The 15,740-nt window shown below is 40.4% G+C and carries 15 protein-coding genes; 11 read left to right on the top strand and 4 right to left on the bottom strand.

Annotated features, from left to right (window positions below):
- Window positions 1–107 precede the first annotated feature (107 nt).
- The 6 genes from WGC32_RS03585 (at window position 108) to WGC32_RS03560 (ending at window position 6,074) form a co-directional block, all read left to right on the top strand.
- Complete coding sequence (locus WGC32_RS03585; protein ID WP_342680711.1) at window positions 108–497, top strand: DUF4186 domain-containing protein; 390 nt, start codon at window positions 108–110, stop codon at window positions 495–497.
- Between the two features lie 110 nt (window positions 498–607).
- Window positions 608–1,279, top strand: a complete 672-nt coding sequence (locus WGC32_RS03580) for a winged helix-turn-helix domain-containing protein (protein WP_191481592.1) — start codon at window positions 608–610, stop codon at window positions 1,277–1,279.
- A gap of 26 nt (window positions 1,280–1,305) precedes the next feature.
- Window positions 1,306–2,298, top strand: coding sequence for a sensor histidine kinase (locus WGC32_RS03575; RefSeq protein WP_342680710.1), 993 nt, complete (start codon window positions 1,306–1,308; stop codon window positions 2,296–2,298).
- A gap of 111 nt (window positions 2,299–2,409) precedes the next feature.
- Window positions 2,410–3,174 (top strand): ATP-binding cassette domain-containing protein, encoded by a 765-nt coding sequence (locus WGC32_RS03570; RefSeq protein WP_191481590.1) that lies wholly within the window; start codon window positions 2,410–2,412, stop codon window positions 3,172–3,174.
- Window positions 3,171–5,228: an ABC transporter permease gene (locus WGC32_RS03565; protein WP_342680709.1), complete on the top strand. Its 2,058-nt coding sequence runs from the start codon at window positions 3,171–3,173 to the stop codon at window positions 5,226–5,228. Before WGC32_RS03570 ends, WGC32_RS03565 begins: the two co-directional genes overlap by 4 nt.
- Before the next feature lie 117 nt (window positions 5,229–5,345).
- Window positions 5,346–6,074 (top strand): biosynthetic peptidoglycan transglycosylase, encoded by a 729-nt coding sequence (locus tag WGC32_RS03560; RefSeq protein WP_342680708.1) that lies wholly within the window; start codon window positions 5,346–5,348, stop codon window positions 6,072–6,074.
- 60 nt (window positions 6,075–6,134) lie between these two features.
- On the opposite strand, the gene WGC32_RS03555 is transcribed toward WGC32_RS03560, so the two are convergent.
- The gene (locus WGC32_RS03555; protein ID WP_342680707.1) at window positions 6,135–6,392 is read right to left on the bottom strand and encodes a heavy-metal-associated domain-containing protein; all 258 of its coding nucleotides are present in this window, start codon (window positions 6,390–6,392) and stop codon (window positions 6,135–6,137) included.
- A 162-nt stretch (window positions 6,393–6,554) separates the two neighbouring features.
- On the opposite strand from WGC32_RS03555, the gene WGC32_RS03550 reads away from it, so the two are divergent.
- Window positions 6,555–8,432, top strand: a complete 1,878-nt coding sequence (locus WGC32_RS03550; protein ID WP_342680706.1) for a heavy metal translocating P-type ATPase — start codon at window positions 6,555–6,557, stop codon at window positions 8,430–8,432.
- Window positions 8,422–8,589 (top strand): hypothetical protein, encoded by a 168-nt coding sequence (locus tag WGC32_RS03545; RefSeq protein WP_342680705.1) that lies wholly within the window; start codon window positions 8,422–8,424, stop codon window positions 8,587–8,589. The genes WGC32_RS03550 and WGC32_RS03545 overlap by 11 nt, the downstream gene beginning before the upstream one ends.
- Window positions 8,590–8,645: 56 nt before the next feature.
- Here the strand turns inward: WGC32_RS03545 and WGC32_RS03540 are convergent, their stop codons facing one another.
- From WGC32_RS03540 to WGC32_RS03530, 3 genes are read right to left on the bottom strand one after another with little or no spacing between them, the layout of a single operon-like run.
- Window positions 8,646–11,177, bottom strand: a complete 2,532-nt coding sequence (locus WGC32_RS03540) for a hybrid sensor histidine kinase/response regulator (RefSeq protein ID WP_342680704.1) — start codon at window positions 11,175–11,177, stop codon at window positions 8,646–8,648.
- Window positions 11,174–11,533: an Hpt domain-containing protein gene (locus WGC32_RS03535; RefSeq protein WP_191481583.1), complete on the bottom strand. Its 360-nt coding sequence runs from the start codon at window positions 11,531–11,533 to the stop codon at window positions 11,174–11,176. The genes WGC32_RS03540 and WGC32_RS03535 overlap by 4 nt, the downstream gene beginning before the upstream one ends.
- A gap of 1 nt (window position 11,534) precedes the next feature.
- Window positions 11,535–12,644 (bottom strand): HD domain-containing phosphohydrolase, encoded by a 1,110-nt coding sequence (locus tag WGC32_RS03530; protein WP_342680703.1) that lies wholly within the window; start codon window positions 12,642–12,644, stop codon window positions 11,535–11,537.
- Window positions 12,645–12,885: 241 nt separating this feature from the next.
- Between WGC32_RS03530 and WGC32_RS03525 the strand changes: the two genes are divergently transcribed.
- The 3 genes from WGC32_RS03525 to WGC32_RS03515 all read left to right on the top strand — a co-directional run bounded on the left by WGC32_RS03525 (window position 12,886) and on the right by WGC32_RS03515 (window position 15,711).
- Entirely contained in the window at window positions 12,886–13,098 is a 213-nt protein-coding gene (locus tag WGC32_RS03525; RefSeq protein WP_191481581.1) for a FeoA domain-containing protein, read from the top strand.
- A gap of 157 nt (window positions 13,099–13,255) precedes the next feature.
- Window positions 13,256–13,528 carry a DUF6110 family protein gene (locus tag WGC32_RS03520; protein WP_191481580.1) on the top strand — a complete coding sequence of 91 codons (273 nt, stop codon included), beginning with the start codon at window positions 13,256–13,258 and terminating at the stop codon, window positions 13,526–13,528.
- A gap of 86 nt (window positions 13,529–13,614) precedes the next feature.
- On the top strand, window positions 13,615–15,711 hold the full coding sequence (locus WGC32_RS03515) for a heavy metal translocating P-type ATPase (protein WP_342680702.1): 2,097 nt from the start codon (window positions 13,615–13,617) through the stop codon (window positions 15,709–15,711).
- The last annotated feature ends 29 nt before the right edge of the window (window positions 15,712–15,740 follow it).

Genomic DNA, 15,740 nt, shown 5'->3' with positions numbered 1-15,740 from the left:
CTGTTAGGAATCAGACGGGAGTTTCGTATGCACCCGAAAACCGTCAGCTAACAGTTGATAAGTGATTTAGTTCCTTATCACTGTTAAGCCAAGATTTTCAGGATTTTATGAATCAATTATTTAATCGATTGGAAAAATCCAAATTTCGAAGTAAATTTCACCTGGGATATCAGGATATGGGATATATAAGACAAAAAGGAATGGATGTCATTGAAAAACATGCGGCTGACTTTGTCAGACAAAGGCTAGCACCGGCAGAGCCGATAAACGATGGAAAGCAGACACCTATGCGGGGGCATCCTGTTTTTTTGGCACAACATGCCACAGGAACCTGTTGCAGAGGGTGCCTTTCAAAGTGGCATCATATTCCAAAAGGAAGAACGCTGACAGCAGATGAACAGACATATGTAGTTTCTGTGATTATGGAATGGATTCGCCGGCAATTGCATTCTTCACCCGATAGAGAATGCAACAAGAATGACGGGGAAGATGCATGATCCCAACTGAATGATTGACAGAGATTCTTGGTATAGTTAAAATGAATTTTATCAGTAAGGACAATGAGAACTGGAATGCTTTTGTGTGAAGAAGGAAGAAATTTAAGAATATGTACCGAATTTTGATTGTAGAAGATGACATGGGGATTGCGCAGGCTATGGCAGAGCAGGCAAGGATGTGGGAACTGGAAGTAAAATGCGTGGAGAATTTTCGGAATGTAATGAAAGACTTCTCAGAGTACCGTCCTCACCTTGTTCTATTGGATATTTCGCTGCCATTTTTTAATGGGTATCATTGGTGTACAGAAATTCGCCGGGTATCGAAAGTACCGATCATTTTCATTTCATCGGCATCGGATAATATGAACATAGTGATGGCGATGAATATGGGCGCAGATGACTTTATTGCGAAGCCCTTTGATCAGAGTGTATTTATCGCAAAAGTGCAGGCCCTATTGCGTCGTACTTACGATTTCGGATCTGCAGTTTCTGTATTGGAACACCATGGGGCTATTCTGAATTTAGAAAATCACACAATGTCCTACAAGAGCCAGAATATAGAGCTTTCTAAAAACGAGTACCGCATTCTACTGACGCTTATGGAAAACAAAGGAAAGGTCGTCAGCCGGGAAAGGTTGATGGAACGACTTTGGGAAAGTGATAGTTTTATTGACGAAAATACATTAACTGTCAATGTCAACCGATTGCGAAAAAAGTTAGACACCTTTGGACTAAAGGACTTTATCATGACAAAATTTGGAGAGGGATATTTGCTGAACTGAGGTAAAAGAAAGAAGATAGGAAGGAAATGAAGTTTTTTCTCAATTATTTAAAAGACCGCCGGCGAATCATAGGATTAGCTTTGCTTTTTTGTGCGATTTTTCTATCTGCCTTTGCATTGTATCATTTGCCCATAGGCGCTGTTCTTTACCCGGCATGTGTATGTTTAGTTTTGGAAATAATATTTATTTTGTTTGATCTTCGCAGGGCATATAAAAAACACAAACGACTTACAGCACTCCAGAAGTTGCCCGCTGCTTTAATGGATATTTTTCCATTTGGAGATTCCCAAGATGATGATGACTATTTGCAGATTATCCAGAAGTTAATAGAGGAACAAAAACAGACAGCAAACAAATTAAATGGGCAATATATGGATATGGTGGATTACTATACCATTTGGGCTCATCAAATTAAGACCCCAATCGCCGCCATGCATCTCACATTACAAAACGAGGATACGGAGCTTTCCCGAAAGTTGTCAGAAGAATTATTCCGTATTGAGCAATATGTGGAAATGGTCCTATGCTATCTGCGTTTGGGCTCGGATTCAACAGACTATGTGATCCGTTTGCAGGAGCTGGATGACATTGTGAAGCAGGCGATAAGGAAGTTTTCTAGCCAGTTTATTCGGAAGAGAATTAGGCTTGTTTATGAACCGTTGCACAAACAAGTAATTACTGACGAGAAATGGTTGCAATTTGTCATTGAACAGATCCTGTCTAATGCGATTAAGTATACCCGTTCGGAAGGCAGTATTACGATTGACTTAGAAACGCCTGATACATTGTGTATACGGGATACGGGAATTGGTATTGCACCGGAGGATTTGCCGCGTATATTTGAAAAGGGATATACGGGCTACAATGGCCGCAGAGATAAGAAAGCCAGTGGTATCGGATTGTATTTATGCAAAAGAATATGTGATCATCTAGGGCACAACTTGTCAGTTAATTCTTCTCTTGAAGATGGGACCGTTGTGCGGATTTCTTTGGCGAGAAAAAATATTGAAGTCGAATAGACTTCTTACAAAACTGTAAGAAATATCGGGAGAAATGTAAGCCAATTCGATGGAGCTACATTTCTCCTTTTTGTTACAATAAGAACAACAAAAAACAGGAGGCCTTTTTACATGAGTATTTTGGAAGTCAATGGACTGAAAAAGGTATATACGACTCGTCTTGGCGGTAATAAAGTAGAAGCCCTTAAAAATGTGACATTTAGTGTGGAGCAGGGCGAATATGTCGCCATCATGGGAGAATCTGGATCAGGCAAAACCACCCTTCTCAATATTTTAGCAGCACTGGATAAGCCGACAAGTGGAACTGTCTTGCTTGATGGGAGGGATATCGGTAAAATCAAAGAATCCAGTCTAGCAGCATTCCGACGGGATCATCTAGGCTTTGTATTTCAGGACTTTAATCTGTTGGATACCTTTTCTCTCGAGGACAACATCTATCTCCCTTTGGTGCTAGCCGGAAAAAGCTATCGAGAAATGCAACAGAAAATCGCTCCTATTGCCGAGCGGCTGGCTATCACAGATATTTTGAAAAAATATCCATATGAAGTCTCAGGAGGCCAAAAACAACGAGCTGCGGTGGCAAGGGCACTAATCACCGATCCGCGGCTGATACTAGCGGATGAACCCACTGGTGCCCTGGATTCCAAGGCTACAGATGAGCTCCTCCATCTGTTTAGAGAAATCAATCGAAATGGGCAGACAATTTTGATGGTAACGCATTCTGTCAAGGCGGCAAGTCATGCGGGTAGAGTTCTCTTTATTAAGGACGGAGAAGTTTTTCATCAAATATACCGGGGTAATAATTCTAATGAACAGCTTTATCAAAAAATTGCGGATACACTGACCATGTTGGCAACAGGTGGTGAAACAAGATGAAAAAAGGATTTTATTCAAAGTTGGCCTGGACAGGCATACGGAAGAACAAAAAGCTCTATACGCCTTATATTTTGACCTGTATTGGCATGGTGATGATGTTTTATATCGTGTCGTTTCTCTCCATTAGTGATATCCTTAACAGTATGCCAGGCGGAGACACCATGCAGATGATGTTAGGTTTTGGTTGTGGTGTTATCGGCGTATTTGCACTGATTTTTTTATTCTACACGAACTCTTTTTTGGTCCGTAGAAGAAAAAAGGAATTCGGGCTTTACAATATTCTCGGAATGGGAAAATGGAATCTCGCCAGGGTTCTGTTATGGGAAAGCTTGATTATCGCGGGGATTTCTCTGGCCATTGGATTATTTTTTGGTATTGTGTTCTCTAAATTTGCAGAGCTTGCCATGATTAACATTCTCTCTGCAGAAATAACATTTTCCTTGACCATAGCACCACAGGCCATCATACAGACTTTAGCTTTGTTTGCGGGCATATTTCTGCTCATTCTTCTCAATACGCTGCGCCAGATCCACTTGACAAACCCCATCGAGCTACTCCATAGTGAAAATGTGGGAGAAAAGCCTCCCAAAGCCAATTGGTTTTTTGCGTTGGCCGGTGTCGTCATCTTAGGAGGGGCTTATTATCTAGCGGTATCGATTGAAGACCCTATTATGGCTATGCTTTGGTTTTTTGTTGCAGTTATTATGGTCATCGTAGCAACCTATCTTCTCTTTATCTCAGGATCGGTTGCCGTTTGCCGGATCCTTCAGAAGAAAAAGAACTACTACTATAAAGCCAATCATTTTGTTTCTGTATCCTCCATGGCTTATCGGATGAAAAGAAATGGAGCGGGCCTTGCGTCTATTTGTATCCTTTGTACCATGGTCTTGGTCATGGTTTCTTCTACCGTTTGCTTATATATCGGTACAGAAGATAGCCTTCGGGCCTATTATCCACGTAACATTTGCCTGGACACCCAAGCAAGCAAAATTTCCACCATCGATTCTGAAACTACAGATAGAATTAGAGAACTTTCTGACCAGGTCCTTTTAGAAAATGGGCAGGAAGGGAAAAATACACTGGATTACCGTGTAGCAGAATTTCCTGGATATATCAGTGATGGTGTGGTGCAGACGGATCAATCGTCGGTGCCTACATTTCAGCTGAGCACATATTCCGATGTATGGCAAGTATTTGTGATATCCTTGGATGATTACAACCGTTTGATGGGACAGCAGGAAACCCTAAGGGATGATGAGGTTCTTATTTACACTACGATAGAGAACGGTTATACCGAAGAGACGATTGCCATTGATAATGCAAAGCCTATGAAGGTGAAAAAGGCAGTAACCCATTTTACCGATAATGGGATTGATGCGGTGGAGACGGTTCCTTCTCTCTATATTTTTGTACCGGATTTTGAACAATATCTTGCTCCCCTCATGGATGCTACAGATGATAATGGAAATCCTGCAATAGAACTTCACTGGTTTTATGGGTTCGACTTGGAATGTGATGACGAAATCCAGATACAAATTTATCGACAAATACAAAACGGCTTGGGTCAGCTCTCTTTTTCCAGCGAAGATGACAGCTTTGTTATCCAATGTGAGAGCGTAGCCAACGAAAGACAAGTGTTCTATGGCCTCTATGGCGGACTTTTCTTCCTGGGTATCCTATTAGGGGTAGTTTTTATTTTTGCTGCTGTACTCATTATTTACTACAAACAGATTTCTGAAGGGTATGAGGATCAATCCCGCTTTGAAATTATGCAAAAGGTGGGCATGACGCAAAAGGATATCCGAAAGAGCATTAATTCCCAGGTGTTGACTGTATTTTTCCTTCCCCTTATTGCCGCAGGTATCCATCTTTGCTTTGCATTTCCCTTAATTTCCAAGCTATTGACCCTTTTCAATTTGACCAATTTATATCTTCTCATCTTAACTACCATAGCCTGTTATTTGATTTTTACCTTGTTTTATATGCTAGTGTACAAGATCACTTCGAAAGCATATTATTCCATTGTCAGCGGCATTGGAAAAGAAGCGGTATAAAATTAAAGGAAACGTTCAAAAGATTTCACAGAAATGACAAAGTGTGCTTCTAATCTCGTTTTCATGCTGTGATATAATGAGAGCAGGGAAGAAAAACGCCAAAGAAACAGAAAGGGGATGCTCAAAATCAAAAGAATTCTTCGCCGAATCTTCAAGATTTTATTTGGACTTGTGGCAATCGCTTTCTGCTTAGTTTTTGTTGTCTGTGCTGTATTTGGTATTAAAGGATATTTTATGTACCGCGATGCAATCGATCAAGTACCGATAACGGAGAAGGTTGAATCCATACGCAGCAGGGAGGGCTTTACTACCTATGAGGAACTCCCACAGATCTATAAAGATGCCGTTATTTCTGTAGAAGATCATCGTTTTCTATCGCATAACGGAATTGACGTTATTGCGATTGGGCGGGCGTTGCTCAACGATATTCGCACCATGTCTCCGGCTGAAGGTGGGAGTACAATTACCCAACAGCTAATGAAGAACCTATACTTTACACAGGAGAAAAAATTAGAGCGCAAGTTTGCAGAAGTTTTTGCAGCCTTAGATATGGAATCAAAATATACAAAAGAAGAAATCTTTGAGCTATATGTGAACACTATTTATTTTGGCAGTGGATATGAGGGAATATATGAAGCGGCTCAGGGATATTACGGAAAGAATCCGTCAGATCTTAGCGATTATGAAGCAGTTATGTTAGCAGGTTTGCCTAATGCGCCTAGCTCTTATTCTCTTGATACCAATCCAGCGCTGGCTAAACAACGTATGCGTCAGGTGCTCATCCGTATGATCGATTGCAATGTGATGACGGTGAACAGGGCAGAGGAGCTATTATCAGAAAGCTAGTATAAAAAAGGGAAGCTCTTAGGAGCTTCCCTTTTGAGTGTTAAGGTTAAATTGTAAGACTTATCCCTTTTTAAAAAAAGAAAATCCCTTCTTTTCATAAGGCTCACTTGCAATAGAAGATACAGCATATCCAGAATCAGAGATAGTTTTCTTTAAAACTTGTTCATCTATGGCTTGATCGACAATAATAACGGTCTGGTTTTTGCTATGGGATGAATTCACCTTTTTCACAGGAAAAGCCTTCCTTACAGCATCATTGACATGAGCTTCACACATGCCACACTGCATTCCTTCCACGGTTACAGTATATTTAATCATAAAATCTTTACCTCCCTTTAAAGTTAGCTTTAGCTAACATAACTGTATCATATTCTTTTATAAGCGTCAACATAAAATTATAACACGTGTATATCATTGACAATACCTATAGGGGTTGATATAATATACATGTACCCCTATAGGTATAAAAGGAGGCGCGTTATGAGAAAATTAGAAGCTTTATTAGAATGGGGAGGAATAAAAAAAGATATAGTTTGCTTGGTTGTTTCCGGATTTGCACTACTTGTTAGTATTTTTGATTTTATTCCACTTCCTTTTGATGCAGCATGGATTGCCATTATTTTCTGTGGAATTCCTATCATTTTAGAGGCAATTATTGGGCTAATTACTGCATTTGACATTAAAGCGGATGTTTTAGTATCTATTGCACTTATCGCCTCTGTCATTATTGGAGAAGATTTTGCCGCCGGTGAAGTGGCTTTTATTATGCAACTCGGTGCGCTTTTAGAGGACCTCACAGTTGCAAAGGCAAGGGCTGGGATTGAAAAATTAGTACATCTTACTCCTCAGACAGCGCGGATTATGAATGGGAAGCATGAAAGGATAGTGCCCGCGCAGCAGGTGAAGGTAGGCGACATTCTCCGTGTTCTACCTGGAGAAACTGTCCCAGTCGACGGAGTTATCCTCTCAGGACAGACGTCAATTAACCAGGCCGTCATGACAGGAGAATCACTCCCTGTGGATAAAGCGGCTGGTGATGATGTATCAAGCGGCACAGTCAATCAGTTTGGCTCCTTTGATATGAAGGCTACAAAAGTTGGAGAAGACAGTTCAATCCAGCGTATGATTCGACTGGTACAATCAGCAGATGCAGGAAAGGCAAAAATTGTTGGTATTGCTGATCGTTGGGCTACCTGGATCGTGGTCATTGCTTTGACGGCAGCAGCGGTGACCTGGCTGATCACTGGAGAAATTATTCGCTCAGTTACCATTTTGGTCGTTTTTTGCCCTTGCGCGCTTGTGCTGGCCACTCCTACCGCCATTATGGCAGCAATTGGAAATGCAACAAAACATGGGTTCCTCATAAAAGAGGGTGATGCATTGGAGCGTTTATCTACTGTTTCAATGATTGCTTTTGATAAAACAGGGACACTTACTTATGGAATACCTGAAGTAGTCAAAGTAAAAAGCTATATGAACGAATATCCCGAAGAAAAACTATATGCTTTAACTGCTGCTGCGGAACAGCGTTCAGAACATCCCTTGGGGAAGGCAATCGTTCGCTGCTATCGGAAGGACAAACAGGACATTCTTTTACAAAATGAACAGTTTCAAATGCTGCCTGGCCGTGGCGTCTTGGCCTTTGTCTGCGGAGAAGAGATTATAGCAGGAAATCAAGAATTATTGAACGAATCTGATGTAGCATTAAATGAAGTACTGATGAAGGAGACAGACACTTATCGGTCTCAGGGGTGTACGATTATTTTCGTAGCTATTCAAAGAAAGCTCGCGGGATTTTTGGCCTTATCCGATGCGCTTCGGCCAGAAAGCGCAGGGATGATTCAGAGCATAGACTCTCTTGGCGTTCAACCTGTTTTACTGACAGGGGATAATGATCAAGCGGCACAGGCCATTTCACAAAAGCTGCAAATCCGTGAAGTTCATGCCAACTGTCTGCCAGAAGACAAAATTATCTGGATTGACACTTATCAGAAGAAAAAAGATTCCATCTGTATGATTGGGGATGGGATCAATGACGCACCTGCTCTGAAAAAAGCAGATGTGGGAATTGCCATGGGTGGTGTGGGAAGTGATATCGCCGTAGATGCAGCGGACATTGCATTGGTCGACGATGAAGTTAAAGAAATACCACATTTATTGGCTTTATCACATCGAATGATGACCACGATTAAATGTAATCTAACCTTTTCTATGGCTCTAAACTTTTTAGCAATTATTCTGGCAATCACTGGGATTTTAAATCCTGTTGTAGGCGCCCTTGTACATAATGCGGGATCTGTACTGGTTATTATAAATTCTGCAATATTGTTGAAATGGAGGAAAAGAAATGTTAATTAATGTGATTGCAATACTGATTGGCGCATTAATTTTAGTTGGTGGAATTTATTACTTCTTAAAGGAAAAAGGGGATCGAGGATCGAGAAAGATTTATGGAACTGCAACCGGTATAGGCGCAGTGCTGTTGATCATTTTTACTATTCGACTAATTTTTTAATTTTGATAAAGACAACATTCATAATAAAAGGCCATCGTTAGAGCGATGGCTTTTTATTATCGGTCAGATTGCATCATTAGTTTTGAAAGAGTTTGGCAGAGCAAAAGAAAGTCAATAGGCTTGGATATATGAGCATTCATACCAGCAGATGTCGTTTGCGCAATATCCTCTGTAAAAGCATTGGCTGTAACGGCAACGATTGGAACTGTTGTAGCGTCAGGCCGAGACAGAGAACGAATTTTTTTTGCCGCTTCACATCCGTCCATTTGAGGCATTTGCATGTCCATCAATATCGCATCATAGGTAAAAAGCGGAGATGATTGAAATAAGTCGACTGCTTCAATACCATTCCATGCCTGAGTAACCTTGATTCCATACATGGTGAGCATTTCAGTTGCAATTTCCATGTTAATAAGGTTATCTTCAGCCAAAAGAATATTTCTGCCCTCCAGGGAGATTTCTCTGGAGCTGGAAACTTTTGACTCATTCTCGATTAACTCATTCGCATTTACAACAAGAAAGGGGAGGACAACAGTAAAAGTACTTCCTTTTCCCAACTCGCTTTCCACCTGGATTTGCCCACTCATCTGGGTGACTAGATTTTTAACAATTGGCATGCCAAGCCCTGTACCGGAAATTTCTTTGCCGCTAAAACGTGTTTCCCGGGCATAAGGTTCAAAGAGACGTGGGAGAAAGTCTTTTGACATGCCTAATCCAGAATCCTTGACCACAATTTTATATTTGGCCTGTTTATCCCGCCCAAGCTGTTTTATCTCGACCGATATGGAATCGCCTTCATCAGTGAACTTCAATGCATTAGAAACAAGATTGTTCAAGATTTGACTCATGCGCAGCGAATCTCCTAGTACATAGCTATCGTCGATCTGAAAAGAGACCATAAAATTTTTCTTTTCCTTATCAGCCTGTAAGCGGAAAGCTGCCATAGAGTCTTCTATGCATTTTTTTAAATCAAACTGTTGACTGTCCAAAATCACTTTTCCTTGTTCAAAGCGAGACATATCCAGAATATCATTAATGAGGTTTAAGAGCTGATTACTGGAAAAGTTGATCTTCTCGATATATTCTGAAACCTTCTGGGGATCCTTTGAGTATTGAGAGATAAGATCGGACAAACCAATGATTGCATTAAGAGGGGTGCGCATATCATGAGACATATTACTGAAAAATGCCTGCTTGGCCTTTTCGCTTTGTCTTGCATTTTCCAGTGCATTTTGTAATAACTTTCTTTCTTGAAGCTGCCTATTTTTTTCTTCTTCAACTTCACGGAAGCAAAGCACCGCTTCCTGTGGCTCCAGAGATTCATCAAACAATACACGTACATTGACCCAACGGTATTCATCACCAAATTTTCGCTGGAAATCCCCGCCAAAGTTTCGAATTCTTTTAGACAGTAACTTCTGCATATTTTGCAAGGAAAAGCTTTCCATATATTCATGATAGGCATCTGGTTCAATTATTTCTCCCATGACATTGAGTAAAATTTCATACTTTCCTGTTTTTTGAATTCTACTTCGAATATATTTGGAGCCTTTAATCATTTCGTATGTGTCATCTTTTACATTGACACGATATAAAGCATAGTAAGAATTTCCTAATACGCGAACGGTTTCATTTGTGCGGTCAATGCGCTTATTTAGTTTCACATCCCGCCAGGAAAGCCATATGACCGCCACGAAGAAAAGTCCAAAGAGAATAGAAAAAACGATTGTAATCTGATACAAGTCCCCTAAGATGCTGGAGTATGGTATGGTGATCATGGATATCCAACCATTATCCATTGCAGTATAATAAACCGCACGTCGATTTCCCTCTAAATCGACAACGCTGGTATCATAGCGATAAAGTTCTCCAGCATTAATCTTATCAATTACCCCGCTTATATATGATTGCAGCTTATGGTCTGGTTGTATCAGATCTGTTTGGCTATAGATTAGTGTACCAGAAGCATCACACAGAAAAAAAGAGCTTCCTTCTGGCAATTCCTCTAGGCTAACCTGAAATTGAAAACTTTCAGGAAAGATATCAAAAGCTAACAAGCCATTAATATTGGCGCATTTTTGCGCTATAGTAATGACAGGTTTGTTATAGATGGCATCAGTATAAACATCGGTAAAGATAACTTCACCTTCTGCAGCGATTGCTCGTTGATACCATTGGGTCTCATAAATATTGTAAGTATCATCATCTTCCCAGGGATTGGCGGCAATAATTTTTCCGTTGATAACCGCATAGGGATCTACGCTTTCTACTCCCAGTACCGCCTGCAGACGTTGAAAATACATCTGTATCCATTCCGACAGTTCTTCTTGTGACAGCCCATCTTTTATTCGTGTTTCCATAGATTGCGTGCCAAAAGAAAGAAGAGTTTTATAGACCGTGAGGTTATTACTCTCCTCCGCTGCATAGTTTCGGGAGAGAGACATTCCTAGACTTTGCGCATTTTGGAGCAATTTTGTTCGCAATAATAAAAGACCGCTACTGGCCAAAATTACAAGAACTAAAAACGCAAAAATATTGATCCTCCCATGTCGAAGCATATCTTTCCATTTTTTTCTTGTTTTCCTCATGAAAAGTTCCTCCGAATTGCCTGGGTGATGTTTATATAACTTTCGGTAATGTCTGACATCATTTCGGTAGCCTCTTTCCAACGTTGTTCTCTAAAAAGAGACACTTGTCTTGTTAAAAGGTCAAACAAATGGTTCATTGAAAGATTTCCACATATGCCTTTAAGCGTATGGGATGACTTAAGGGCCCCTTCGCTATCACCTGAAGATATGGCAGCAAGCAAATCATGATAATTAGAATCTTCTAGAAACTTTTTTAAAAAGCGCTCAAATAAAGATTCGTTCCCCATAAAGCGCTCTATAGCACTGTTTACATCAATACCAGCGTCAGTTAGAGACTCGATAAGTCGGACGTCCAAATTAAACAACCTCCTCCGCACTATACGCGTAATATAGTTCCCTAATATTCTTTTCCACAGAGAAAAAACACTCTAATAAATCCGGATTAAACACGCCACACTTTCCATATCGGATCATGTCTAGCGCCTTCTGTGGACAGAAAGCATTTTTATATACGCGTTTGCTTACCAGTGCATCATAAACATCGGCCAGTGCTACAATTTGTGACCAAATAGAAATTTCATTTCCTTTAAGTCCATCAGGATAACCACGTCCATCCCAGCGTTCATGATGATGTCTAGCGATATCATAGGCATATTCATAAGCTGGCAGTGCCTGCATTTGTGGGATTTTTTCCAGCAGATGGGCACCTTGGAGGGTATGAGTTTTCATAATTTCAAATTCTTCTGCCGTCAGTTTTCCGGGTTTATTTAGGATGGCATCAGGAATAGCTATTTTCCCAACATCATGCATAATAGATGCTAAGGCTATATGATCAATAGTTTCCGTCCCAAGATCTTTGCCCAATACAGTATGGGTGAGCATATATTTGGTAATGTCATGGATACGCCGAACATGAGTACCAGATTCACCGCTGCGGAATTCAATAGCAGTTGAGAGAGACTCAATCATTCCCATGTGAAGTTGAATGATCTGTTGCGCCTGACGTAATAATTCTGACTGTTGTTTTTCCACTACATTTCCTAGACGCTTTCGCGCTTGAAAAAGCTCCACAATAGAATTAACCCTTTTTTGAATCATATAAGGGATAACTGGTTTACTAATTACGTCCATAACTCCCAAATGATAAGCTTCCTTTATGGTATTATCACTAGCCTCTGCTGTAATTAAAAAAATAGGAATTAAATCAGGAATTTGCAGTTTTTTTAGATGCCGCAATACCTGAATTCCATCCATTTCTGGCATAACAACATCCAATAAAACAGCACAAAATTTATCGGGAGATTTTAAAATTTTTCCCAAACCAATTTTTCCATTTTCAGCTTCATCTATCTGATAAGAAGAGCAGAAAATGTTTTCTAAAATTCCACGGTTGATTTCGTCGTCGTCTACGACCAATATAGTATCCGGAGCGTTATATGCCACTGCGGGAAGGCGATTATCCCCCATACTATCGATCCTTTCTTAACAGAAAACTCCGTTTATATTTTTTATTATACTACATTTTACTGATCTAACACTATAGAGAAGACACTGATTCTAAGAAACTACTTAAAAAAATTAAAAAGTCGGATGAATTTTAGTTGTTTGACAAATGATCTGTATAGTGGTAAAATTATCTAGAATTAGCTAGGGATAACTAAAATTAGCGAAAGCTAACTATCGTTAATAATAAGACAGGAGATGAAAAATGTTGCCGTTAAGTTTTGTCTCTCCTGGAGAGGAGCAGATCATAAAAAAAGTGGGTGGTTCTTTCGAATTAAAATCCCATTTAAAGGATATGGGATTTGTCGTTGGGGGCAAAGTGACTGTCATTTCTACCATTGGGGGTAACTTAATTGTTATGGTCAAGGACACTAGGGTTGCAATTAGTAGTGAAATGGCAAAGCGTATTATAGTATAAGGGAACAAAATTACCAAAGAAACCTATAGACAGAGTAAGAATAGGAAAGGATGTGCAAAAAATGAAGCGACATCGGTTTTGGGCATTTGCAGCAGCTTTTTGCTTTGTTATGTTGTTTATCACTGGCTATTCTCATAAATAAAAGGAGGAATTTATTGTGTTAAAAGTCTCTCAAGTAAAAAAGATCGGGTTATTTTTAGGAGGAGTTCTCTTTGGAACAGCTGGGATCAAAATCCTTTCGAGCAAAGATGCGAAAAAAGTGTATGTCCACTGCACAGCAGCTGCCCTTCGAGCAAAAGAAAGTGTGATGAAGACGGTAACAATAGCACAGGAAAATGCGGAGGATATTTTAGCGGAGGCTAAACAGATCAATGAAAAAAGGACTGCTGAAGAGGCGGCTACATTGATCGATGAGAACATAACAGAGTAATAAGATAGAAAGGAGTTTTGGGCTGCATCAAAAGATACAGCCCTTTTTTCTGCAGTTAGCTGTAGAATTATTGTGGAGGACTTGTTGTGAAATTTATTATCAAACACGAAATATTGGGAAGACTTCGGATTCATTTGGTACAATCTTCAATGTCAATTCAACAAGCGGATATTTTTCTTTATTATCTAGAACATCTACATGGTGTCCAAAAAGCAAAAGTATATGAGCAGACAGGAGATGCCATCATTTATTATTGTGGTGATCGCAACCTACTGTTAAAATCGTTGCAGCGATTCCAATATGAAAATGTTAATGTACCGAAAGGACTATTGGAGAGTTCTGGGCGTGAGCTCAATGCGAAATATCGAGAAACATTAATTTGGAAAATTCTAGTACGCACTTGCTGCAAATTTATTTTCCCCGCTCCCGTTCGCGCTTTATATATTGGCGTCAAATCCCTCCGATACATTCAGAGAGGATTACGCTGTTTGCTGAGGGGGCGACTAGAAGTGCCAGTGTTGGATGCAACAGCCATTGGGGTGTCACTTTTACGGGGAGATTTTACCACTGCAGGTTCGGTCATGTTCCTTCTGAGTATTGGAGAGATTCTCGAAGAGTGGACCCATAAAAAGTCGGTAGGCGATCTTGCCCGTAGTCTCTCTTTAAATGTAGGAAAGGTCTGGCTAAAACGGAGAAATCAGGAAGTACTTGTAGATATAGCTGCTGTGATGCCTGAAGATCATGTAGTTATCCATATGGGGAATCTGATTCCATTTGATGGCATTGTTGTGGGGGGAGAAGCTATGGTTAACCAGGCCTCTTTAACAGGTGAATCACTGCCAGTGAAAAAGGAGTCAGGAGGTTATGTTTATGCGGGGACCGCTGTAGAAGAGGGAGAATTGACAGTTCAAGTTAAAAGAGTTTCCGGATCGACAAGATATGAAAATATTATCAAAATGATTGAGGCTTCAGAAAAGTTGAAATCATCTGTAGAAAGCAAGGCAGAGCATCTGGCGGATCGGTTAGTCCCTTATACCTTTATTGGGACAGCAATCGCCTGGCTGGTTACACGAAATATTACGCGTGCACTGTCCGTGCTTATGGTAGACTTTTCCTGCGCATTAAAGCTGGCGATGCCGATTACCGTACTTTCAGCCATCCGCGAAGCTAGCTCCTATCATATCACTGTAAAGGGCGGAAAATATTTGGAGGCACTGGCTGATGCAACAACAATTGTATTTGATAAAACAGGTACATTGACAAAAGCAAGGCCGACAGTCAAGGATGTCGTTGTCTTCGGAGATGGCACTTCTGCAGAAATGCTGCGAATGGCAGCTTGTTTGGAAGAACATTTTCCTCATTCTATGGCAAAAGCAGTGGTGAAGGCGGCCAGAGAACAGCATTTAGAGCATCATGAAATGCATTCCAAGGTTGACTATATTGTTGCTCATGGTATTGCATCATATATCGGAGAGAAACGTGTGATTATTGGAAGCTATCATTTTGTTTTTGAGGATGAGGGATGCGGTATTCCCCACGAGTTTAAGAATAAATTTGATCAACTTCCCTCAGAATATTCCCATCTATATCTGGCCATTGAAAACGAACTAGCAGCTGTGATTTGCATTGAGGATCCAGTACGAGAGGAAGCTAAAGATGTTATTCAGCAACTAAAACATGAGGGGATCCATAAAGTTGTAATGATGACAGGGGATAGTGATCGTACTGCGGCAGTGATTGCTAAACAGGTAGGAGTGAACGAGTATTACTCTGAAGTTTTACCAGAGGATAAAGCCAACTACATTTTAAAAGAAAAAGAAAATGGAAACATCGTTGTTATGGTTGGGGATGGGATCAATGACTCTCCGGCACTTTCAGCTGCGGATGTAGGAATTGCTATCAGTGATGGAGCGGAAATTGCCCGGGAAATTGCTGATATTACCGTAGCCGCGGAAGACCTTCAAGAACTTCTTACCTTACGACGCTTAAGCAAAGCAATGATGAAGCGGATTCACACCAATTATAGAATTATATTGGGGGTGAATGGCGGCTTAATTTTACTTGGAGCTGGGGGCATAATTCAACCGACGGTATCTGCATTCTTACACAACGCCTCAACTCTTGGAATCAGCCTACGTAGCATGGAAAACTTAATTTCCGAGGAGAACAAATCAGCTCACTGATACATGAATATTTGCTTTTATCCTTTTAA

The sequence above is a fragment of the Zongyangia acetica genome (genome assembly GCF_038739695.1).
GTDB lineage: Bacteria > Bacillota > Clostridia > Oscillospirales > Ruminococcaceae > Zongyangia > Zongyangia gallinarum.
The sequence above is the reverse complement of the archived record's forward strand: the minus strand, read 5'-3'. Positions and strand labels throughout refer to the sequence as shown.